Source organism: Amycolatopsis nalaikhensis, from assembly GCF_030264295.1.
Lineage (GTDB): Bacteria > Actinomycetota > Actinomycetes > Mycobacteriales > Pseudonocardiaceae > Amycolatopsis > Amycolatopsis nalaikhensis.
The window spans coordinates 2,597,819-2,612,617 of record NZ_CP127173.1; the positions used below are offsets into that span (position 1 = coordinate 2,597,819).

The following is a 14,799-nucleotide window of genomic DNA, read 5'->3' on the forward strand; positions in this document are numbered from 1 at the left end:
TTGACCTATTCTGGTTCGCATGGCCCTCACCAAGAAGAAAGAACCGCGCTCGAAGTTCTTCGAACTGCTGCAGGCGCAGATCCACAACGAGTTCAACGCGTCCCAGCAGTACATCGCGCTCGCGGTGTGGTTCGACGCCGAGGACCTGCCGCAGCTGGCGAAGCACTTCTACAAGCAGTCCGTCGAAGAGCGCAACCACGCGATGGCGCTCGTGCAGTACATGCTCGACCGCGACCACCACGTCGAGATCCCCGGCACCGGCGAGGTGCGCAACGACTTCTCCAGCGTCACCGAGCTCGATCGAGCTCGCGCTCGAGCAGGAGAAGGAGGTCGCCGCCGACATCTCCGCGCTGGCCAAGGCGGCCCGGGCCGAAGAGGACTACATCAGCGAGCAGTTCACGCAGTGGTTCCTCAAGGAGCAGGTCGAAGAGATCTCCCAGATGAACACGCTGCTGAACGTCGTCAAGCGCGCGAACGGCAACCTGTTCGAGGTCGAGAACCACCTGCACCGCGAGTCCGTCGGCGACGGCGGAACCGACTCGCAGATGCCGCCGGTGGCGGGCGGGGCGCTCTGACTTCCCACCACGAGGGCGAAAACCCGGGCTCTCCCCCTGTGGACAGCCCGGGTTTTCGCGTTTCGCGCCGGGCTCAGCCCGCGCAGTCCTGGTCGACGCTCATCAGGCTCGTCCCGACGACCCCGCTCTCGTCGAGCCGGAAGTGGTATTCGGCGGCGCCGACGGGCGCGACCAAGCCGCCCGGCTCGTCCTTCGCGGCGGGGTAGGCGGCCAGCACCTCGGCCTTCGTGGACCCGCCGCCGATGCCCTCGGCGGTGTGCGCCAGCGCGTCCGGGGTGACGACAGTCAGCCCGACCGCCTTCGAAATGACGACGGTCGCCGAGTCGGGGACGCCGCTGCCCGCGACTGTGTAGACGCTGCACGCCTCGCCGGCCTGGGTTTCGCTGAGGGTGACGGACTGGGCGGCCACCTCGGCCGCGGTCATGCCGAGCTTGAGCCTGCCGAAGCCGTCCGCGGCGAGCAGCGGGCCGCTCGTCACCCGCGGCAGCGTCGACGACTGCCGGGAGGACGACGGCCTGCCGGAAGTCGGCGGCGGTGCGGCCGGGGGCGAGGAAACCTGGATGTCCTGGGTGCCGGTCGGCCCGGGGGTCGACGGCTGGGGTGGCCTGCCGGGGGTGAGGTTCTCCGGCGGCTTGACGCTGAGCCCGGAGCCGTCGGCGGACATCACCGCGGTGCCGTCCTCGGTGTGGAGCCGGACCATGGTCAACCCACCCGCGACGGCGACCACGGCGGCCGCGACGCCGGAAACGGCCTGCACGACGCGGCGACGGCGGTGCCGCCGTCGCGCGCCGGCGACGATGGCCGTGCCCGCGTCCGGCGGCGGCGGCAAGTCGAGCCGCTCGTCGGCGAACAGCTTGCGCAGGCGCTGCTCCAGTTCTTCCTCGGAGATGTTCAACCCGCGTCACTCCCTTCGCCATCGAGGTCGGCCGCGGTCAGTTTCGTCCGCAGCGACGCGATCGCCTTGCTGGCCTGGCTCTTGACGGTGCCCTGCGTGACGCCGAGGGCACCGGCGATCTCCGCTTCCGAGAGACCTTCGTAGTAACGCAGCACCATCACGGCGCGTTGCCTCGGCGGCAACGTTCGTAACGCGCGCCACAGCGGCTCGTGCTCGAACGGGTCGGCGGGCACGTGCGGGCTGGTGTCCGGCAGGTCGGCGACCAGGTTCTCGCGGCGCGTGCGGCGCCACCGGCTGACGTGCGCGTTCGCCATCGACCGGCGGACGTACGCGAGCGGGTCGCCGGTCTTGTCGTGCACGTGGGACCAGCGCGAACCGATCTTCTCCAGCACGGTCTGCACCAGGTCGGCGGCGTCGTGCGGGTTGCCGGTGAGGGCGTGGCCGTACCGCAGCAGCCCGGGCAGGGTGGCCCGCACGAAGTCGCCGAAGTCGGCCAGCTCAGCCGGCAAGGTCGCGGCCCTCCCTCGGCCTGCGCTGGTCACCCAGGGTTCTGCCCCGGTGAAGACGGGTGCCGCAGCGGTCACCGTATCGCCTCCCATCGGGGTCGGGTAGCCGGAAGCCGAGTCGCTTTCTCCCCCAACACGCATCACAGCCCCCTCAGGTTGCCCGCGTTCCCGGCCGAGTTCGCGGAGACCCGGCCGGGCACTGATCTGCCCACGTCAGCGGTGGGCGAGGGAGTCGGGCAGCCGGAAGCCGCCGTCTCCCGTCTCGGTGAACGGGTGCACCCCGACGACCGCCGAACGCGGGATCGGGCCGTACACGTGCGGGAACCAGACACCGGCCGGGTGCGGCGGCGCGCCGTCCTCCCAGCGGACGGGCACGCCGACCTTCGCCGGGTCGATCTCGAGCAGCACCAGGTCGGTGCGGCCCCGGTAGAGCGCGTTGGCAGGCAGGTGCGCCGTGCCGAAGTCGGAGCAGTGGATGAACCCGACGTCGTCCAGGGAGGGCGGCCGGTACGCGCCGTCTTCGCCCACTTCGGCCCAGTCGGCCGCCCCGCAGATGTGGAGTATCACGCCGAGAATCGTCCCACCGCCGCGATCCGGCGGCGGTGTCTCGTGCGCCACAAAGTACCTGGTTGAACGCTCATCGAGCGGTTTCCAGCCGCCGGGACAAACCGGCGGTCCGGTGCTTTCCGACGAGGCTCAGCGCAGGGTGAGCTGACGGCCGATGAGCCCGTCCCGCGCGCGCCGTTCGGTGGCGTTCAGCGGCTCGTCGTCGAGCGACTTGAGGGCGGTTTCCAGGCGGGCGCCGAGGGCGTCCTTCGCGTCGGCCCACTCGCGGGCGTGGGCCTCGGTGTCGAGGTCCCACACCGGCACGAGGAGGCCGTGCGCCCGGAACGAGCCCGCGTAGCGCGAGCCCTCGCCGAGGCCGAGCTCCCCGGCCGCGGACAGCCGGGCCAGCGCCTGCAGCAGCAGGTTCTCGGGCTCCGGGCGGACCCAGCGCAGGTGGGCCTTCTCGCCGGCGAGGACCCAGTAGGCGCCCGAGCCGAGCCGCTCGGTCGGCATGATGGCGGCGTTGGCGCGCTCGAGTGACACGGCGACGTCCCCGGTGGCGTCGGCGTCCTCGGGCAGCCACCAGCCGAAGTCCTGGTGCAGGGTGACGTCGAGCTCGGCACCGGGGGCCAGCAGGTCCTGCAGCCGGGCGTGCTCATCGGCCGACGGCGGCGTGGTCGTGTCCGGCACCGCGAGGACGTCGCCCTCCTTGGCGTCGAGCAGCCACTTCAGCGAGCGGCCGAGGTCCCGGCTGATGTCGGAGGAGCGCGTCTGCACCTGCAGGCCGAGGTAGCGTTCGCCGTCCGAGCGGACGAACGCGGCCGCGGCCATCGGCAGCACGGTGCCGAGGGTGACGTCCCCGCCGTCGGCGAGGGTCAGCTTGGCCGTCGCGGACGGGACGAACTCGCGCAGCGCGATCAGCTCAGGCTCCGCGGCCAGGCCTTCGAACGGCTGGCCGACGAAGACGTCGCGCACCTTCGGCTTGCGGTCCGACGCCTGCTTGGGACCCTTCTTGCGCGCGCCCTTGCCCACTGCTGCCTCCTCTGGCTCGGCTTGAGACGCTATCGAAGGGTTAGTCTCGCGACGTGTTCGACCCCCGCGATCCCGCGTTCCTCGCTGACCCGTACCCGGCCTTCGCCGCCCTTCGTGAGCAAGGCGAAGTCCACTTCCACGAAGGCCTCGGCCTCGCCGTCGCGGTGTCGCACGCGGCGTCGTCGGCGGTGCTGCGTCACCGTGGGCTGGGCCGGATCTGGCAGGACGCCCAGCCGCTCGAGCGGTTCGCGTCGTTCAACCTGCTGCACCGCAACTCGCTGCTGGAGAACGAGCCACCGGCCCACACGCGCCTGCGCCGCTTGATCGCGGGAGCGTTCGGCCGCGGCCACGTCCAGCGGCTGCGCCCGATGGTCGGTTCGCTGGCGGCGTCGATGGTCGACTCGCTGGCGGCCGCCATCGCCGCCGACGGCAGTGCCGACCTGCTCGAGCACCTGGCCCAACCGCTGCCGGTCGCCGTCATCGCCGAGTTGCTGGGGGTGCCCGGGTCCGACGGCCCGCGGATGGTCGAGCTGTCCAACGCGATCGTGAAGATGTACGAGTACGGCCTTTCCGAGGAAGGTCGCGACGCTGCCGAGCGCGCTGCCGAGGAGTTCGTCGCGTACGTGCGTTCAGTGGCTGCATCGCGGGCTTCGTCGCCGGGTGACGACATCATCAGCGACCTTTTGCGGAGCGAGCTGACGCCGGACGAGCTGGTGGCGACCGCGGTGCTGCTGCTGATGGCCGGCCATGAGGCGACCGTGAACGTGCTCGGCAACGGCATCTTCGCGCTGCTCACGCATCGGGCGGAGTGGGAGCGACTGCTGGCCTCACCGTCCCTTCTGGATTCTTGTGTGGAGGAGCTGATCCGGTTCGACGCTCCGCTGCAGCTCTTCGAGCGGACGGCCACCGAGGACGTGACGATCGGTGGGTATGTCGTTTCGCGGGGGCAGAAGATCGGGGCATTGCTGGGGGCTGCTGCGCGGGATCCGAAGGTTTTCGACGAGCCGGATCGGCTGGACATCGGGCGGACGCCCAATGCTCATCTCGGGTTCGGGCTGGGGATTCACTACTGCGTGGGGGCTCCTCTTGCTCGGGTTGAGATCGCCGCTGCTCTTGGTGCCTTGGCGGAGAAGTTGCCGGGGCTGCGGCTGGCGGAGCGTCCTCGGCGGCGGCCCGAGTTTGTGATTCGGGGGCTGCGGGAGCTTCGGGTCACCGCCTGAGGTGCGGGCCGCGGCTTGGGGAAGGACGCGGACCGCCTTGGTGGGCCGCAGGGGTTGCGGCTCCACGGGACACCCGCGGCTCGCCGCCCGCGAGGCTTGGCGGGGAGCCCGCCGAGCGGATCGCCGCCGCGCTGGGCGGACTTGTCCGGATGACTATCCCAGCCCGCGCTCGCTGAGCGCTGGGCAGGGCGGCTGCCGGGCCGTGGCTGGCTGAAGCCCTCGGCGGCGGGCGCGTTTGTTGTCCGCGGGCTGCGGGCTCATGGGGTTACTCCGGTGAACAGATCGTCCTCGAGAGCTGGGCCTGGTGTCGGGTGGGCGAGGTGGTAGTCCTCGTATGGCCAGACCTCCCGTTCGATCTCGCGTGAGTAGGCGAAGAACGGGTGGGCCGGGTCCACCTGGGATGCGTGGGCCAATAACGCGCGGTCGCGCGTGGGGAAGTATTCCTCGCACCGGATCCGTGTTGTCACCTTCAGCTGGTCTTCGGGTGGCAACTCCGTGAGGACCTCGCCCATTCCGGACTCCAGGCCCGCCGCCAGGGTTGCGTCGTGCAGGGTTTGGAACCAGGCCCTGCTCAGCGCCGCTTGGTAGTACAGCTTCTGTGGGCGCCACGGCTTGCCCGTGCCCGGGTAGCGGGATGGGTCGGCCGCGGCCGTGAACGCTTCCAGCGTCACCTCGTGGGTTCGGATGTGGTCCGGGTGGGGGTAGCCGCCCGTTTCGTCGTACGTGATCACCACCTGGGGGCGGAACTCGCGGATCAGGGCCACCAACGGGGACGCCGCTTCGGTCAACGGCAGCGTCGCGAAGCTGCCCTCCGGCAGGGGGTCGCCTTCGCCCGGCAAGCCGGAGTCGACCATGCCGAGGAAACGGTGGTGCACGCCCAGGATCTCCGCCGCCGCCGCCATTTCGCGGCGGCGGATCGCTGGGAGGTTCGCGTGGGTCTCCGGGGTGTCCAACGCCGGGTTCAGGACGTCGCCGCGTTCGCCGCCCGTGCATGTGGCCACCAAGACCTCCACGCCCTCGGTCGCGTAGCGGGCCAACGTGGCCGCTCCCTTGCTGGACTCGTCGTCGGGGTGGGCGTGGACGCTCAGCAGGCGGTACTTCATCGGGTGCTCCTACGGGGGAAGAAAGCTGCGGGAACCAGAGTCAGGGCGGACAGGAGAAGTGCCCACGTGAACGTCGTGCCGAAAGCCGTGGGTGCCGCTGTGTCCGTGAGTTCGTGGTGGAGGACCGCGGCCAGCAGCGCCGTGCCCAGTGAGCCGCCTATCCGGTTGATCACGTTGAACGCGCTTGCCGCCCGCGGGATGCGGGACCGCTCCAGGGAACCGTAGAGCGTGGTCATGCCCGGCGTGGTCGCCGCGCCCAGGCCTGCGCCGCGAATCAGCAGTGACAGCGTCAAGACCACGCCTCCAGGGGCCGCGCCGAGCTGGGTGAACGCCAGTGTGCCCAGCATCGACAGGCCGATCCCCGCCAGCATCATGCGGCGCGGGCCGAACCGGGCCAGGAGCCGACCACCCGCCAGCAGGACCGCCGCCGAACCGAGGGCTTGGGGTGCCAGCAACAGGCCAGCCTGCAACGCGCTCGCCTGCTCGACCTGCTGGTAGTACAGCGGCAGCACCAGCATCGAGCTGTACAGCGACGCGCCCAGCAGGAACGTGCTCGCGCTCGCCACCGCGAACCCCTTGTCCCGGAACAGCTTCAGGTCCAGCACCGCCGACGGTGTCCGGGCCGCGTGGACGCCGTACGCCAGCAGCAACGCGGCCCCGGCGACCCAGGCGATCACCACGCCCTCGGCCAGGCCGTACACGAACGCGCCCAGCCCTGGCGAAAGCAGCAGGATCCCGCGGATGTCCAGTGGTTCGCGCGCGCCGTCCGGAACAGGAGCTGGCAGGAGGCGGCGGGCGAAGCAGAACGTCGCCACGCCCAGCGGGACGATCCCGAAGAACATCCAGCGCCACCCGAAGTCCGCCACCAGCGCACCGCCCAGCAGCGGGCCCAGTACCGGGGCCACCGTTGCCGGCAGGGTGATCACGCCGATCATCCGGCCCAGCGCCGGGCCCGCCTCCTGCGCGAACACCGCCTGGCCGACCGGCTGCATCAACCCGCCGCCCAGGCCGTGGAGCACCCGGAACGCGATCAACGCAGGTGCCGACCACGCGAAGCCGCACAGCAGCGTGCCCGCCGTGAAGATCGCCACCGCCGTCAGCCACACCGCGCGGCCGCCGAACCGGTCGGTCAGCCAGCCCGACAACGGGATCGCCGCCGAGGCCGCCAGCAGGTACGCGCTCGCCACCCATTGCACCGTGGTCAGCGAACTGCCCAGGTCACGGGCGATCGCGTCGATCCCGACGGTCACGATCGTCGCGTCCAGGATCGACAGCACCGCGCCCATGATCAGGACGCCGCCGAGCCGCCACAGTGCGGCGTCGGGCCGGGCCACCGCCGTTGTCATCTCGCCCCCAGTTGATTAGGTCGAACCTCAGATTAGGTTCAACACACTCAATGGGTCAAGCACAAACTTGGGTTCGACCCAGTAGGGTGATGGCATGAGCGAGGGACTCCGTGCCCAGAAGAAGCACGAGACCAGGCGCAACATCTCCGACGTCGCCACGCGCCTGTTCATCCGGAACGGCTTCGAGGACGTGACGATCGCCGACATCGCCAGCGCGGCGCGGGTCGCCAAGATGACCGTGACGAACCACTTCCCGCGCAAGGAAGACCTCGTCTTCGACATCCGCGCGGACTTCGTCTCGTGGCCGGCGTCGCTGATCCGCGACAGCTTCTTCCACGACACGCGCGAGCTCTACTTCGAAGCGCTGGGCGCCCAGCAGGCGATCGTCGGCTTCTCGGGCCCGGCCTTCGCGCTGATGATCAGGGAGAGCCCGGTCCTGACGAACGCCCTGCACGAGATGCACCGCGAGCGCGAGTCGACGCTCATCGACCTGCTGGTCGCCCGCCACCCCGCGGAAGGGGTGCCGCCGGTGCTCGCCGCCGCGCACGTCGCGACCGTGCTGCGGGTGCTGTTCGAGGAGGTCTTCAACCGGACCATCGAGGGCGAGCAGGGGATCGCCGACGCGCTGTGGCCCGTCGCGGAACAGGCCTTCGACCAGCTCGAACCGGTCTTCGGCCGGTACTAGCGGGCCGCGCCGGCCGGACGGGACGGGCGCAGCTCCGGCTCGGGCGCACCGGCCACCTTGAGCACGCGCATCGAGCGCACGGCCCGGGCGTCCGAAGGCGCCAGCAACGCCGAGAACCGCCGCACGACCAGGGCGGTCACCACGGCCAGCCCCGCCGCCGAGAGATCGGTCAACGCGACCAGGACGACGCTGTCGGCCATCGACTGCACGTCGTCGCGGAAGCGCCAGACGATCGACACCCCCAGCAGGATCCAGTTCAGCAGCCAGGCGCCCCACCACACGACGACCTGGCGGGACGGCTTCGGCCGGACGTCGCGCGGGCGGCCCAGCACCGCGTGCTCCAGCTCGCCGACGATCGACAGCGCCATCGGCAGGTTCGCCACCGGCACGAGCACGCCGACGAGGACCTGCCACACGGGCCGCGGCGGGTCGTCGCCCGACACGTCCGCCGCCGCCTGGCGGGCGACCAGCAGCCACCACAGCGACAACCCGGCGGGCAGCAGCGCGAGGATCGACGCCAGCAGGCCCGCGGTGAGCACGAAGCCGTCGGAGAACGCCACCACCGAGCGGGCCAGCGCGGAGTCGCGGCCTTGGACGAGCAGCACGTACCGCCAGATCTCCGCGACGGCGGCGACCACGGCGAGCGCGGCGAAGCCGAAGAGCACGAGGATCACGCTGCGGCTGAGCACCGGGACGCGGTCGATCGGGCGGACCTCGTCGGACGCGGTGCCGGGCACCGACGTCGGACGGCGCCAGACCAGGTTCGGGAAGCCCCAGCGCGGCGGCACCGGGTACGCCGGCGGCCCGAGGTACCGCTCGGGCGCGACCACCCGGCGGCGCGGCCACGCGCCGGGCGGCGGGGTCGCCACCCAGCGCAGCCTCGGCCGGTGCACCGGACGGTGGTGGTACGGGTACGGCTCCGGTCGCGCGGCCAGCATCCGGCCCTGCAGCTGCTGGGCGGTCGGCGGCGGGGTCTGGCGCGGCCAGTACCCGGGTGGGGGAGGCGGACCCGGCTGCAAGGCTAGATCACTTCGGGTTCGACGCCGGGGTGTTCGCTGACCATCGGACGGCCTTCGCGCTGCCACGCGCCCATGCCGCCGGCGACGTTCACCGCGTCCCAGCCGCTCTGGTTGAGCCACGCGGCCGCCCGCGCGGACCGGCCGCCGCTGCGGCAGATCACGTGGATCGGCTGGTCGTCGGGCAGGTCGGTCAGTTCGCCGACGCGGGCGGGCAGCTCCCCCATCGGGATGTGCACGGCGCCGGGCGCGTGGCCGGCGGCCCACTCGTCGTCTTCGCGGACGTCGAGCAGCACGAGGCCGTCCTTGGGCAGGTCGCGGACCTCGGCGGTCGGCAGTTCAGCAGGGCTCACCACGGTCTCCATGCTGCCATGCGGGGGCGTTGCCCGCGCGTGAGGTCAACGCCCCCGCAAAGCGGTCAGTGCACTACCGCCTTCTCGGCACCGGCGCCGGTCAGCGCGCGGACCTCCATCTCGGCGTACTTCTTCGTGTTCCGCTCCTTCGACAGGACCGTGCCGAGCCAGCCGAGCAGGAACGCCGCCGGGATCGAGACCAGGCCCGGGTTGTCGAGCGGGAACCAGTGAAAGTCGACGCCCTGGATCATCGACGCGCTCTTGCCCGTCTTGGCGTCCACCGGCTTGCCCGAAACCGCGGGCGAGAAGACGATCAGCACGATCGTGACGACCAGGCCGCCGTAGATCGACCACAGCGCGCCCTGGGTGTTGAACCGCTTCCAGAACAGCGAGTAGAGGATCGTCGGCAGGTTCGCCGACGCCGCCACCGCGAAGGCCAGCGCCACCAGGAACGCGACGTTCTGGCTCTTCGCCAGGATGCCGCCCGCGATGGCCAGCGCGCCGATGACCAGCGCCGTGATCCGGGCGACGCGGACCTCGCCGCCTGTGGAGACCTGACCCTTCTTGAGCACGCTCGCGTAGACGTCGTGCGCGAACGACGCCGACGCCGTGATCGTCAGCCCGGCGACCACCGCGAGGATCGTCGCGAACGCGACCGCGGAGATGAACCCGAGCAGCACCGGACCGCCCAGCTCCAATGCCAGCAGCGGCGCGGCGGAGTTCGTCGTGCCGGGGGCCTTCGAGATCTTGTCCGGGCCGACGAGCGCGCCCGCGCCGTAGCCGAGCACCAGCGTGAACAGGTAGAACACGCCGATCAGCACGATGGCCCAGACCACCGAGCGACGCGCGTCGCGCGCGGTCGGCACCGTGTAGAAGCGCATCAGGACGTGCGGCAGGCCCGCCGTGCCGAGGACCAGCGCGATGCCCAGCGACAGGAAGTCGAGCTTCGTCGTGCCTGTCTTGCCGTACTGCTTGCCCGGGTCGAGCAGCGCCGCGCCGCCCTTGCCGCCCTTGTCGACGGCGGCCTGGAACAGGCTGGAGAGGTTGAAGCCGTACTTGCCGAGCACCCACAGCGTCATCGCGAACGCGCCGACGATCAGCAGCGCCGCCTTGATGATCTGCACCCACGTGGTGCCCTTCATGCCGCCGATCAGCACGTACAGGATCATGATCACGCCGACGACGGCGATCACGATGTCCTGCCCGGCCTCGCCTTCGATACCCAGCAGCAGGTTGACCAGGCCACCCGCGCCCGCCATCTGCGCCAGCAGGTAGAAGAACGACACGGCCAGCGTGGAAATCGCGGCCGCCGCGCGCACCGGCGTCTGCTTCATCCGGAACGCCAGCACGTCGCCCATCGTGAACTTGCCGGTGTTGCGCAGCAGTTCCGCCACCAAGAGCAGCGCGACGAGCCACGCGACGAGGAAGCCGATCGAATAGAGGAAGCCGTCGTAGCCGTTGATGGCGATCGCGCCGGCGATGCCGAGGAACGACGCCGCGGAAAGGTAGTCACCGGAAATCGCGATGCCGTTCTGCGGGCCGGTGAACGCGCGGCCGGCGGCGTAGTAGTCCGACGCCGTCTTCGTGTTGCGGCTGGCCCGGAACACGATCACCAGCGTGATCGCGACGAAGACCAGGAAGATGATGATGTTGAGGGTGGAGTTGCTGCCTTCCACGCCCGCGGCGACGTTCATTTGCCGGGCTCCCCTTCGATCTTCGCGCGGATCCCGTCGGCGACCGGGTCGAGCTTCCGGTTGGCGTAGCGGACGTACAGCCCGGTGATGACGAACGTCGACACGAACTGCAGGAGCCCGAACACCAGGCCGACGGTGATGTTGCCGAACAGCTTCGTGCTCATGAATCCGTGCGCGTAGTCGGCGAGGAGCACGTACAGCAGATACCAGAGCAGGAACAGCGCGGTCATCGGGAACACGAAGACCCGCAGCCTGCGCCGCAGGTCGGTGAATTCGGGACTCCCCTGGATCTTCTCCCAGTCGGTTCGCGGCTCCGCGCCACCGACGTCTTGTTCGGTGCTGCTCACAGCGGATCTCCACCTTCCCGTTCGCGTACTGGCCGTACTGTTTGAAGCCAACGGACCGTAAAGAGTTAACGGTGTAGTTGGTAAGCCCCCAATCGGGCGCTTGACCTTAAGTAGAAACCCACTAAGAGATTCGCGCACGATGTCCGGATAGCAGACCGAAACTCACTCGATCGGGTAAGAATTTCTGACTGGCTGTCAGTGGATCACTTGCGGTGCCGGCCGCGGCCGGCGATCCGGGTCTTTTCCTCGGCCTGCCCGAACCGCGCGACCGCCCTGTCCCGCATGAACCCGAGCGGATCGGGCGCGTGCAGCCGCAGCATGATGTCGTGGACGTGGTCCGGGCGCCCGTACCCGGTGAGGCGGCTGACGACGTAGGTCGTCACGAAGGCGACCGGCACGGTGATCAGCGCGGGCTGGTTGACGAACCAGGGTGCCCAGCCGCCGGTGTAGCCGCTCACGACGTTGACCACCAGCGCGGCCAGCACCAGCCCGCCGCCGACGAACATCCCGGCCAGCGCACCCGGCCAGGACAGCTTGCGCCACCAGATGCCCAGCACCAGCAACGGGCTGAACGTCGACGCGGCGAGCGCGAACGTCAGGCCGATCGACAGCGAGATGTCCTCCGGCCGCAGCAGGACGGCCAGCGCGATCGGGAACAGCGCGACCAGCCCGGTCGCGACGCGGAAGTCCCGCACCCGGCCGGGCAGCAGGTCGGTCGACACCACCCCGGCGACGCTCACCAGCAGCCCGGACGTGCTGGAGAGGAACGCGGCGAACGCGCCCGCCGCGGTGACCGCGCCGAGGATCTGGCCGCCGACGCCCGGCAGGATCGCCGTGGGCAACCGCAGGATCGCCGCGTCCGTCTTGCCGGTGACCAGCAGCTCCGGCACGTACATCCGGGACAGCGCGCCCAGCAGCGTCGGGAAGAGGTAGAAGAGGCCGAGCAGCAGCAGGACGTGCACGGTGGTGCGGCGCGCGGCCTTGCCGTCGGGGTTGGTGTAGAAGCGGACCAGCACGTGCGGCAGGCCCATGGTGCCGAGGAACGTCGCGAACATCAGCGAGTACGTCTGCAGCAGGTCGGTGAGGCTGCCCGAGCCCGGGTGCAGCCAGTTCGCGTTGTCCGCGATCGCGTCGCTGACCGCCGGGACCGGCGTGCCGGCCAGGAACTTCAGCTTCGTGCCTTCGGCCACGGTGTGCGGCGCCAGCGGCGTCCAGTGCGTCGGGCCGCCGGCTGGGCCGTTGTCGGTGCGGCCGTACGCCCAGAGGTAGGTGTCCGAAGTGACGTGCAGGGTGACGTCGGTCTGGACGTCCACAGTGGTGTCGGTGGTGAACACCGGCGGCGCGGGCGCGCCCAGCGGGCGGAAGCCGTCCGGCCCGCCGCCGGCGAAGAAGACCAGGCACAGCACGAAGGCAGGCACCGCGATCGCGAACAGCTTGAGCCAGTACTGGAACGCCTGCACCACGGTGATCGCGCGCATGCCGCCCGCGATCACGTTGAACGCCACCACGACCATCACCGCGATCGCGCCCGCCCACACCGGCACCGGCAGGATCGTCGCCAGTGTCAGCCCGGCGCCCTGCAGCTGCGGGACCATGTAGAGGATCCCGATGAACACGACGAACGCCGTGGAGAACCGGCGCAGGCCCTTCGACCCGAGCCGCATCTCGACGAAGTCGGGCAGCGTGTACGCGCCGGACCGCCGCAGCGGCGCCGCGACGAACAGCATCAGGGCGAGGTAACCCGCGGTGAAACCGATCGGGAACCACAGCGCGTCGGCGCCGTCCTTGAGCACGATCCCGGCGATGCCGAGGAACGACGCCGCCGAAAGGTACTCACCGGAAATCGCCGCGGCGTTGCGGCGCGAGCGCACCGTGCGCCGCGCGACCAGGAAGTCGTGCGTGCTCGTGGCCGAACGCGAGGAGCGGTGACCGAGGAAGAACGTCACCACGGCGACCAGCACGATGCCGGTCAGGGCCCACGGGTTCAGCTGCACGGAGGAATCCTCGCACGAGCGGGTGCGAAACTAGTTTTCGATCATGTCCACGAACGCGCGTTCGTTGCGTTCGGCGAGCCGGTTGTACCAGATCCCGACGCCGAACAGGAACGGGAACGGCAGCACGCCGAGGATCAGCCACGCCACCGGGATGCCGACCACGCTCAACCGGGAGAACCCGGGAACCAGGTAGAACAGCGCCGGCAGCGAACCGAACACCACGACGACGAGCAGCGAGAGCAGCAACGCCGTCCGCAGCTGCACCTTCACCAGGTGGTCCTTGACGAGCAGCTTTCCCCAGCTGGTCTGCTCTTCCAGCTCGACGCGGGCGCGCAGGGTGCCGGCGCCGCGGCGCGGGTCGGCGAGGATCACTCGCTCCCGCTTGGGTTTCGCGTGGTGCTCCGGCTTCGGCGGCGGCTCGTTGTCCGGCGCGGGCGGCAGCGACTCGACGACGGCCCGCTCACCCGGCTGCGGCAGCGGCCGCTGGCGGGGCCGTCGGCCGAGCGTCGGATCGGGCTCGCGCACGCCGTTCGGGCGGCGCTCGTAGAAGTCGTCGGTCATGACCGGTCCGCAGTCAGCCGTTCCGGCCCGAACCGACCAGCCGGTCCTTCAGCGCGCGGGTGTGCCGCCGGCTCACCGGCAGCACCTTCTCTTCGTTGCCGATCACGACCTGGTAGCCGCCCTGGCCCATGCGCAGCTCGGTGATCAGCGGCAACGCGACCAGGAACGAGCGGTGGATCCGGACGAACCCGGCCTTCTCCCAGCGCTCTTCGAGCTGGGCCAGCGGGATGCGCACCAGGTGGCTGCCTTCGGTGGTGAACAGCCGCGCGTAGTCGCCCTGCGCCTCGACCCAGCGGACCGAGGAGCGCGGGATGAGCTTGGTGGTGCCGGCCAGCTCGACGGGGATGACCTCGTCGTCGTTCTTCACCGGCTCGCCGCCCATGGCTCCGGGCGGCGGCACCGCGGCGGCGGCCAGCTTGTCCAGCACGCGCGAGATGGCGCGGTCGAGGCGGTCCTGCTGGTACGGCTTGAGCACGTAGTCGAGCGCGCCGAGGTCGAAGGCGTTGACCGCCTCTTCGGCGTGCCCGGTGACGAACACGAGCGCGGGCGAGGGCCGCAACGCGGCGAAGACCCGGGACATCTCCATCCCGGACAGGCCGGGCATGTCGATGTCGGCGAACACGGCGTCGACGATCGGCAGGCCGCGGTCCTTGCGCTCGCGCAGCCGCGGGTCGTCGGTGGACAGCAACCGCAGCGCCTCGGAGGCGTCGATCGCCGGGAACACCTTCGCCACGTGCGGGCTGTTGCGCAGGCAGTGGACGAGTTCGTCAAGCCCGTTCGGCTCGTCGTCCACGGCCAGGACCACGAGCTTCCGGGTGTCATCGTGAGCACTCACAGTGAAACGCATCCTGCCCATTGCCGAGTGCAATGTCCAGCCCCCGTCTGCCTGATGTGGGAGAACCCGCGGCCAAGAGCCGCGGGCCCTT

At 70.4% G+C, this 14,799-nt stretch carries 15 protein-coding genes and 1 pseudogene; 3 read left to right on the forward strand and 13 right to left on the reverse strand.

Annotated features, from left to right (window positions below; all coding sequences use genetic code 11):
- The first annotated feature begins 19 nt into the window (after positions 1 to 19).
- Positions 20 to 575, forward strand: a pseudogene (locus QP939_RS12865) (ferritin).
- Between the two features lie 73 nt (positions 576 to 648).
- On the opposite strand, the gene QP939_RS12870 reads toward QP939_RS12865, so the two are convergent.
- The 4 genes from QP939_RS12870 to QP939_RS12885 form a co-directional block, all read right to left on the reverse strand.
- Positions 649 to 1,470 carry a hypothetical protein gene (locus tag QP939_RS12870; RefSeq protein ID WP_285456980.1) on the reverse strand — a complete coding sequence of 274 codons (822 nt, stop codon included), beginning with the start codon at positions 1,468 to 1,470 and terminating at the stop codon, positions 649 to 651.
- The gene (locus QP939_RS12875) at positions 1,467 to 1,979 is read right to left on the reverse strand and encodes a SigE family RNA polymerase sigma factor (RefSeq protein ID WP_285456981.1); all 513 of its coding nucleotides are present in this window, start codon (positions 1,977 to 1,979) and stop codon (positions 1,467 to 1,469) included. The genes QP939_RS12870 and QP939_RS12875 overlap by 4 nt, the downstream gene beginning before the upstream one ends.
- A 210-nt stretch (positions 1,980 to 2,189) precedes the next feature.
- Positions 2,190 to 2,543, reverse strand: a complete 354-nt coding sequence (locus QP939_RS12880; protein WP_285456982.1) for a DUF952 domain-containing protein — start codon at positions 2,541 to 2,543, stop codon at positions 2,190 to 2,192.
- 129 nt (positions 2,544 to 2,672) lie between these two features.
- On the reverse strand, positions 2,673 to 3,554 hold the full coding sequence (locus QP939_RS12885; RefSeq protein ID WP_285456983.1) for a DUF5926 family protein: 882 nt from the start codon (positions 3,552 to 3,554) through the stop codon (positions 2,673 to 2,675).
- Positions 3,555 to 3,607: 53 nt separating this feature from the next.
- On the opposite strand from QP939_RS12885, the gene QP939_RS12890 reads away from it, so the two are divergent.
- Positions 3,608 to 4,774 (forward strand): cytochrome P450, encoded by a 1,167-nt coding sequence (locus tag QP939_RS12890; protein ID WP_285456984.1) that lies wholly within the window; start codon positions 3,608 to 3,610, stop codon positions 4,772 to 4,774.
- Between the two features lie 257 nt (positions 4,775 to 5,031).
- On the opposite strand, the gene mca is transcribed toward QP939_RS12890, so the two are convergent.
- Positions 5,032 to 5,877, reverse strand: coding sequence for a mycothiol conjugate amidase Mca (gene mca / locus QP939_RS12895; RefSeq protein WP_285456985.1), 846 nt, complete (start codon positions 5,875 to 5,877; stop codon positions 5,032 to 5,034).
- Positions 5,874 to 7,223 (reverse strand): DHA2 family efflux MFS transporter permease subunit, encoded by a 1,350-nt coding sequence (locus tag QP939_RS12900; protein WP_285456986.1) that lies wholly within the window; start codon positions 7,221 to 7,223, stop codon positions 5,874 to 5,876. The genes mca and QP939_RS12900 overlap by 4 nt, the downstream gene beginning before the upstream one ends.
- Before the next feature lie 94 nt (positions 7,224 to 7,317).
- Between QP939_RS12900 and QP939_RS12905 the strand changes: the two genes are divergently transcribed.
- Positions 7,318 to 7,908 (forward strand): TetR/AcrR family transcriptional regulator, encoded by a 591-nt coding sequence (locus tag QP939_RS12905; protein ID WP_285456987.1) that lies wholly within the window; start codon positions 7,318 to 7,320, stop codon positions 7,906 to 7,908.
- On the opposite strand, the gene QP939_RS12910 is transcribed toward QP939_RS12905, so the two are convergent.
- The 7 genes from QP939_RS12910 to QP939_RS12940 form a co-directional block, all read right to left on the reverse strand.
- Positions 7,905 to 8,927: a DUF4328 domain-containing protein gene (locus QP939_RS12910; RefSeq protein ID WP_434219647.1), complete on the reverse strand. Its 1,023-nt coding sequence runs from the start codon at positions 8,925 to 8,927 to the stop codon at positions 7,905 to 7,907. The genes QP939_RS12905 and QP939_RS12910 overlap by 4 nt on opposite strands.
- A gap of 2 nt (positions 8,928 to 8,929) precedes the next feature.
- Positions 8,930 to 9,289, reverse strand: a complete 360-nt coding sequence (locus QP939_RS12915) for a rhodanese-like domain-containing protein (protein ID WP_285456988.1) — start codon at positions 9,287 to 9,289, stop codon at positions 8,930 to 8,932.
- Between the two features lie 53 nt (positions 9,290 to 9,342).
- Complete coding sequence (locus tag QP939_RS12920; protein WP_285456989.1) at positions 9,343 to 10,971, reverse strand: monocarboxylic acid transporter; 1,629 nt, start codon at positions 10,969 to 10,971, stop codon at positions 9,343 to 9,345.
- On the reverse strand, positions 10,968 to 11,318 hold the full coding sequence (locus QP939_RS12925) for a DUF485 domain-containing protein (RefSeq protein ID WP_285456990.1): 351 nt from the start codon (positions 11,316 to 11,318) through the stop codon (positions 10,968 to 10,970). The genes QP939_RS12920 and QP939_RS12925 overlap by 4 nt, the downstream gene beginning before the upstream one ends.
- Before the next feature lie 203 nt (positions 11,319 to 11,521).
- On the reverse strand, positions 11,522 to 13,312 hold the full coding sequence (locus QP939_RS12930) for a sodium/solute symporter (protein ID WP_285456991.1): 1,791 nt from the start codon (positions 13,310 to 13,312) through the stop codon (positions 11,522 to 11,524).
- A 30-nt stretch (positions 13,313 to 13,342) separates the two neighbouring features.
- Positions 13,343 to 13,873 carry a hypothetical protein gene (locus tag QP939_RS12935; protein ID WP_285456992.1) on the reverse strand — a complete coding sequence of 177 codons (531 nt, stop codon included), beginning with the start codon at positions 13,871 to 13,873 and terminating at the stop codon, positions 13,343 to 13,345.
- A 13-nt stretch (positions 13,874 to 13,886) separates the two neighbouring features.
- Positions 13,887 to 14,720 (reverse strand): LytR/AlgR family response regulator transcription factor, encoded by an 834-nt coding sequence (locus QP939_RS12940; protein ID WP_285456993.1) that lies wholly within the window; start codon positions 14,718 to 14,720, stop codon positions 13,887 to 13,889.
- Positions 14,721 to 14,799: the final 79 nt, after the last annotated feature.

Excerpts from the sequence above, each read along its gene's own strand:
- QP939_RS12900 (WP_285456986.1), bottom strand. The coding sequence starts at position 7,223 with ATGACAACGGCGGTGGCCCGGCCCGACGCCGCACTGTGGCGGCTCGGC.
- QP939_RS12905 (WP_285456987.1), top strand. The coding sequence starts at position 7,318 with ATGAGCGAGGGACTCCGTGCCCAGAAGAAGCACGAGACCAGGCGCAAC.
- QP939_RS12935 (WP_285456992.1), bottom strand. The coding sequence starts at position 13,873 with ATGACCGACGACTTCTACGAGCGCCGCCCGAACGGCGTGCGCGAGCCC.
- QP939_RS12915 (WP_285456988.1), bottom strand. The coding sequence starts at position 9,289 with ATGGAGACCGTGGTGAGCCCTGCTGAACTGCCGACCGCCGAGGTCCGC.
- QP939_RS12940 (WP_285456993.1), bottom strand. The coding sequence starts at position 14,720 with ATGCGTTTCACTGTGAGTGCTCACGATGACACCCGGAAGCTCGTGGTC.
- QP939_RS12920 (WP_285456989.1), bottom strand. The coding sequence starts at position 10,971 with ATGAACGTCGCCGCGGGCGTGGAAGGCAGCAACTCCACCCTCAACATC.
- mca (WP_285456985.1), bottom strand. The coding sequence starts at position 5,877 with ATGAAGTACCGCCTGCTGAGCGTCCACGCCCACCCCGACGACGAGTCC.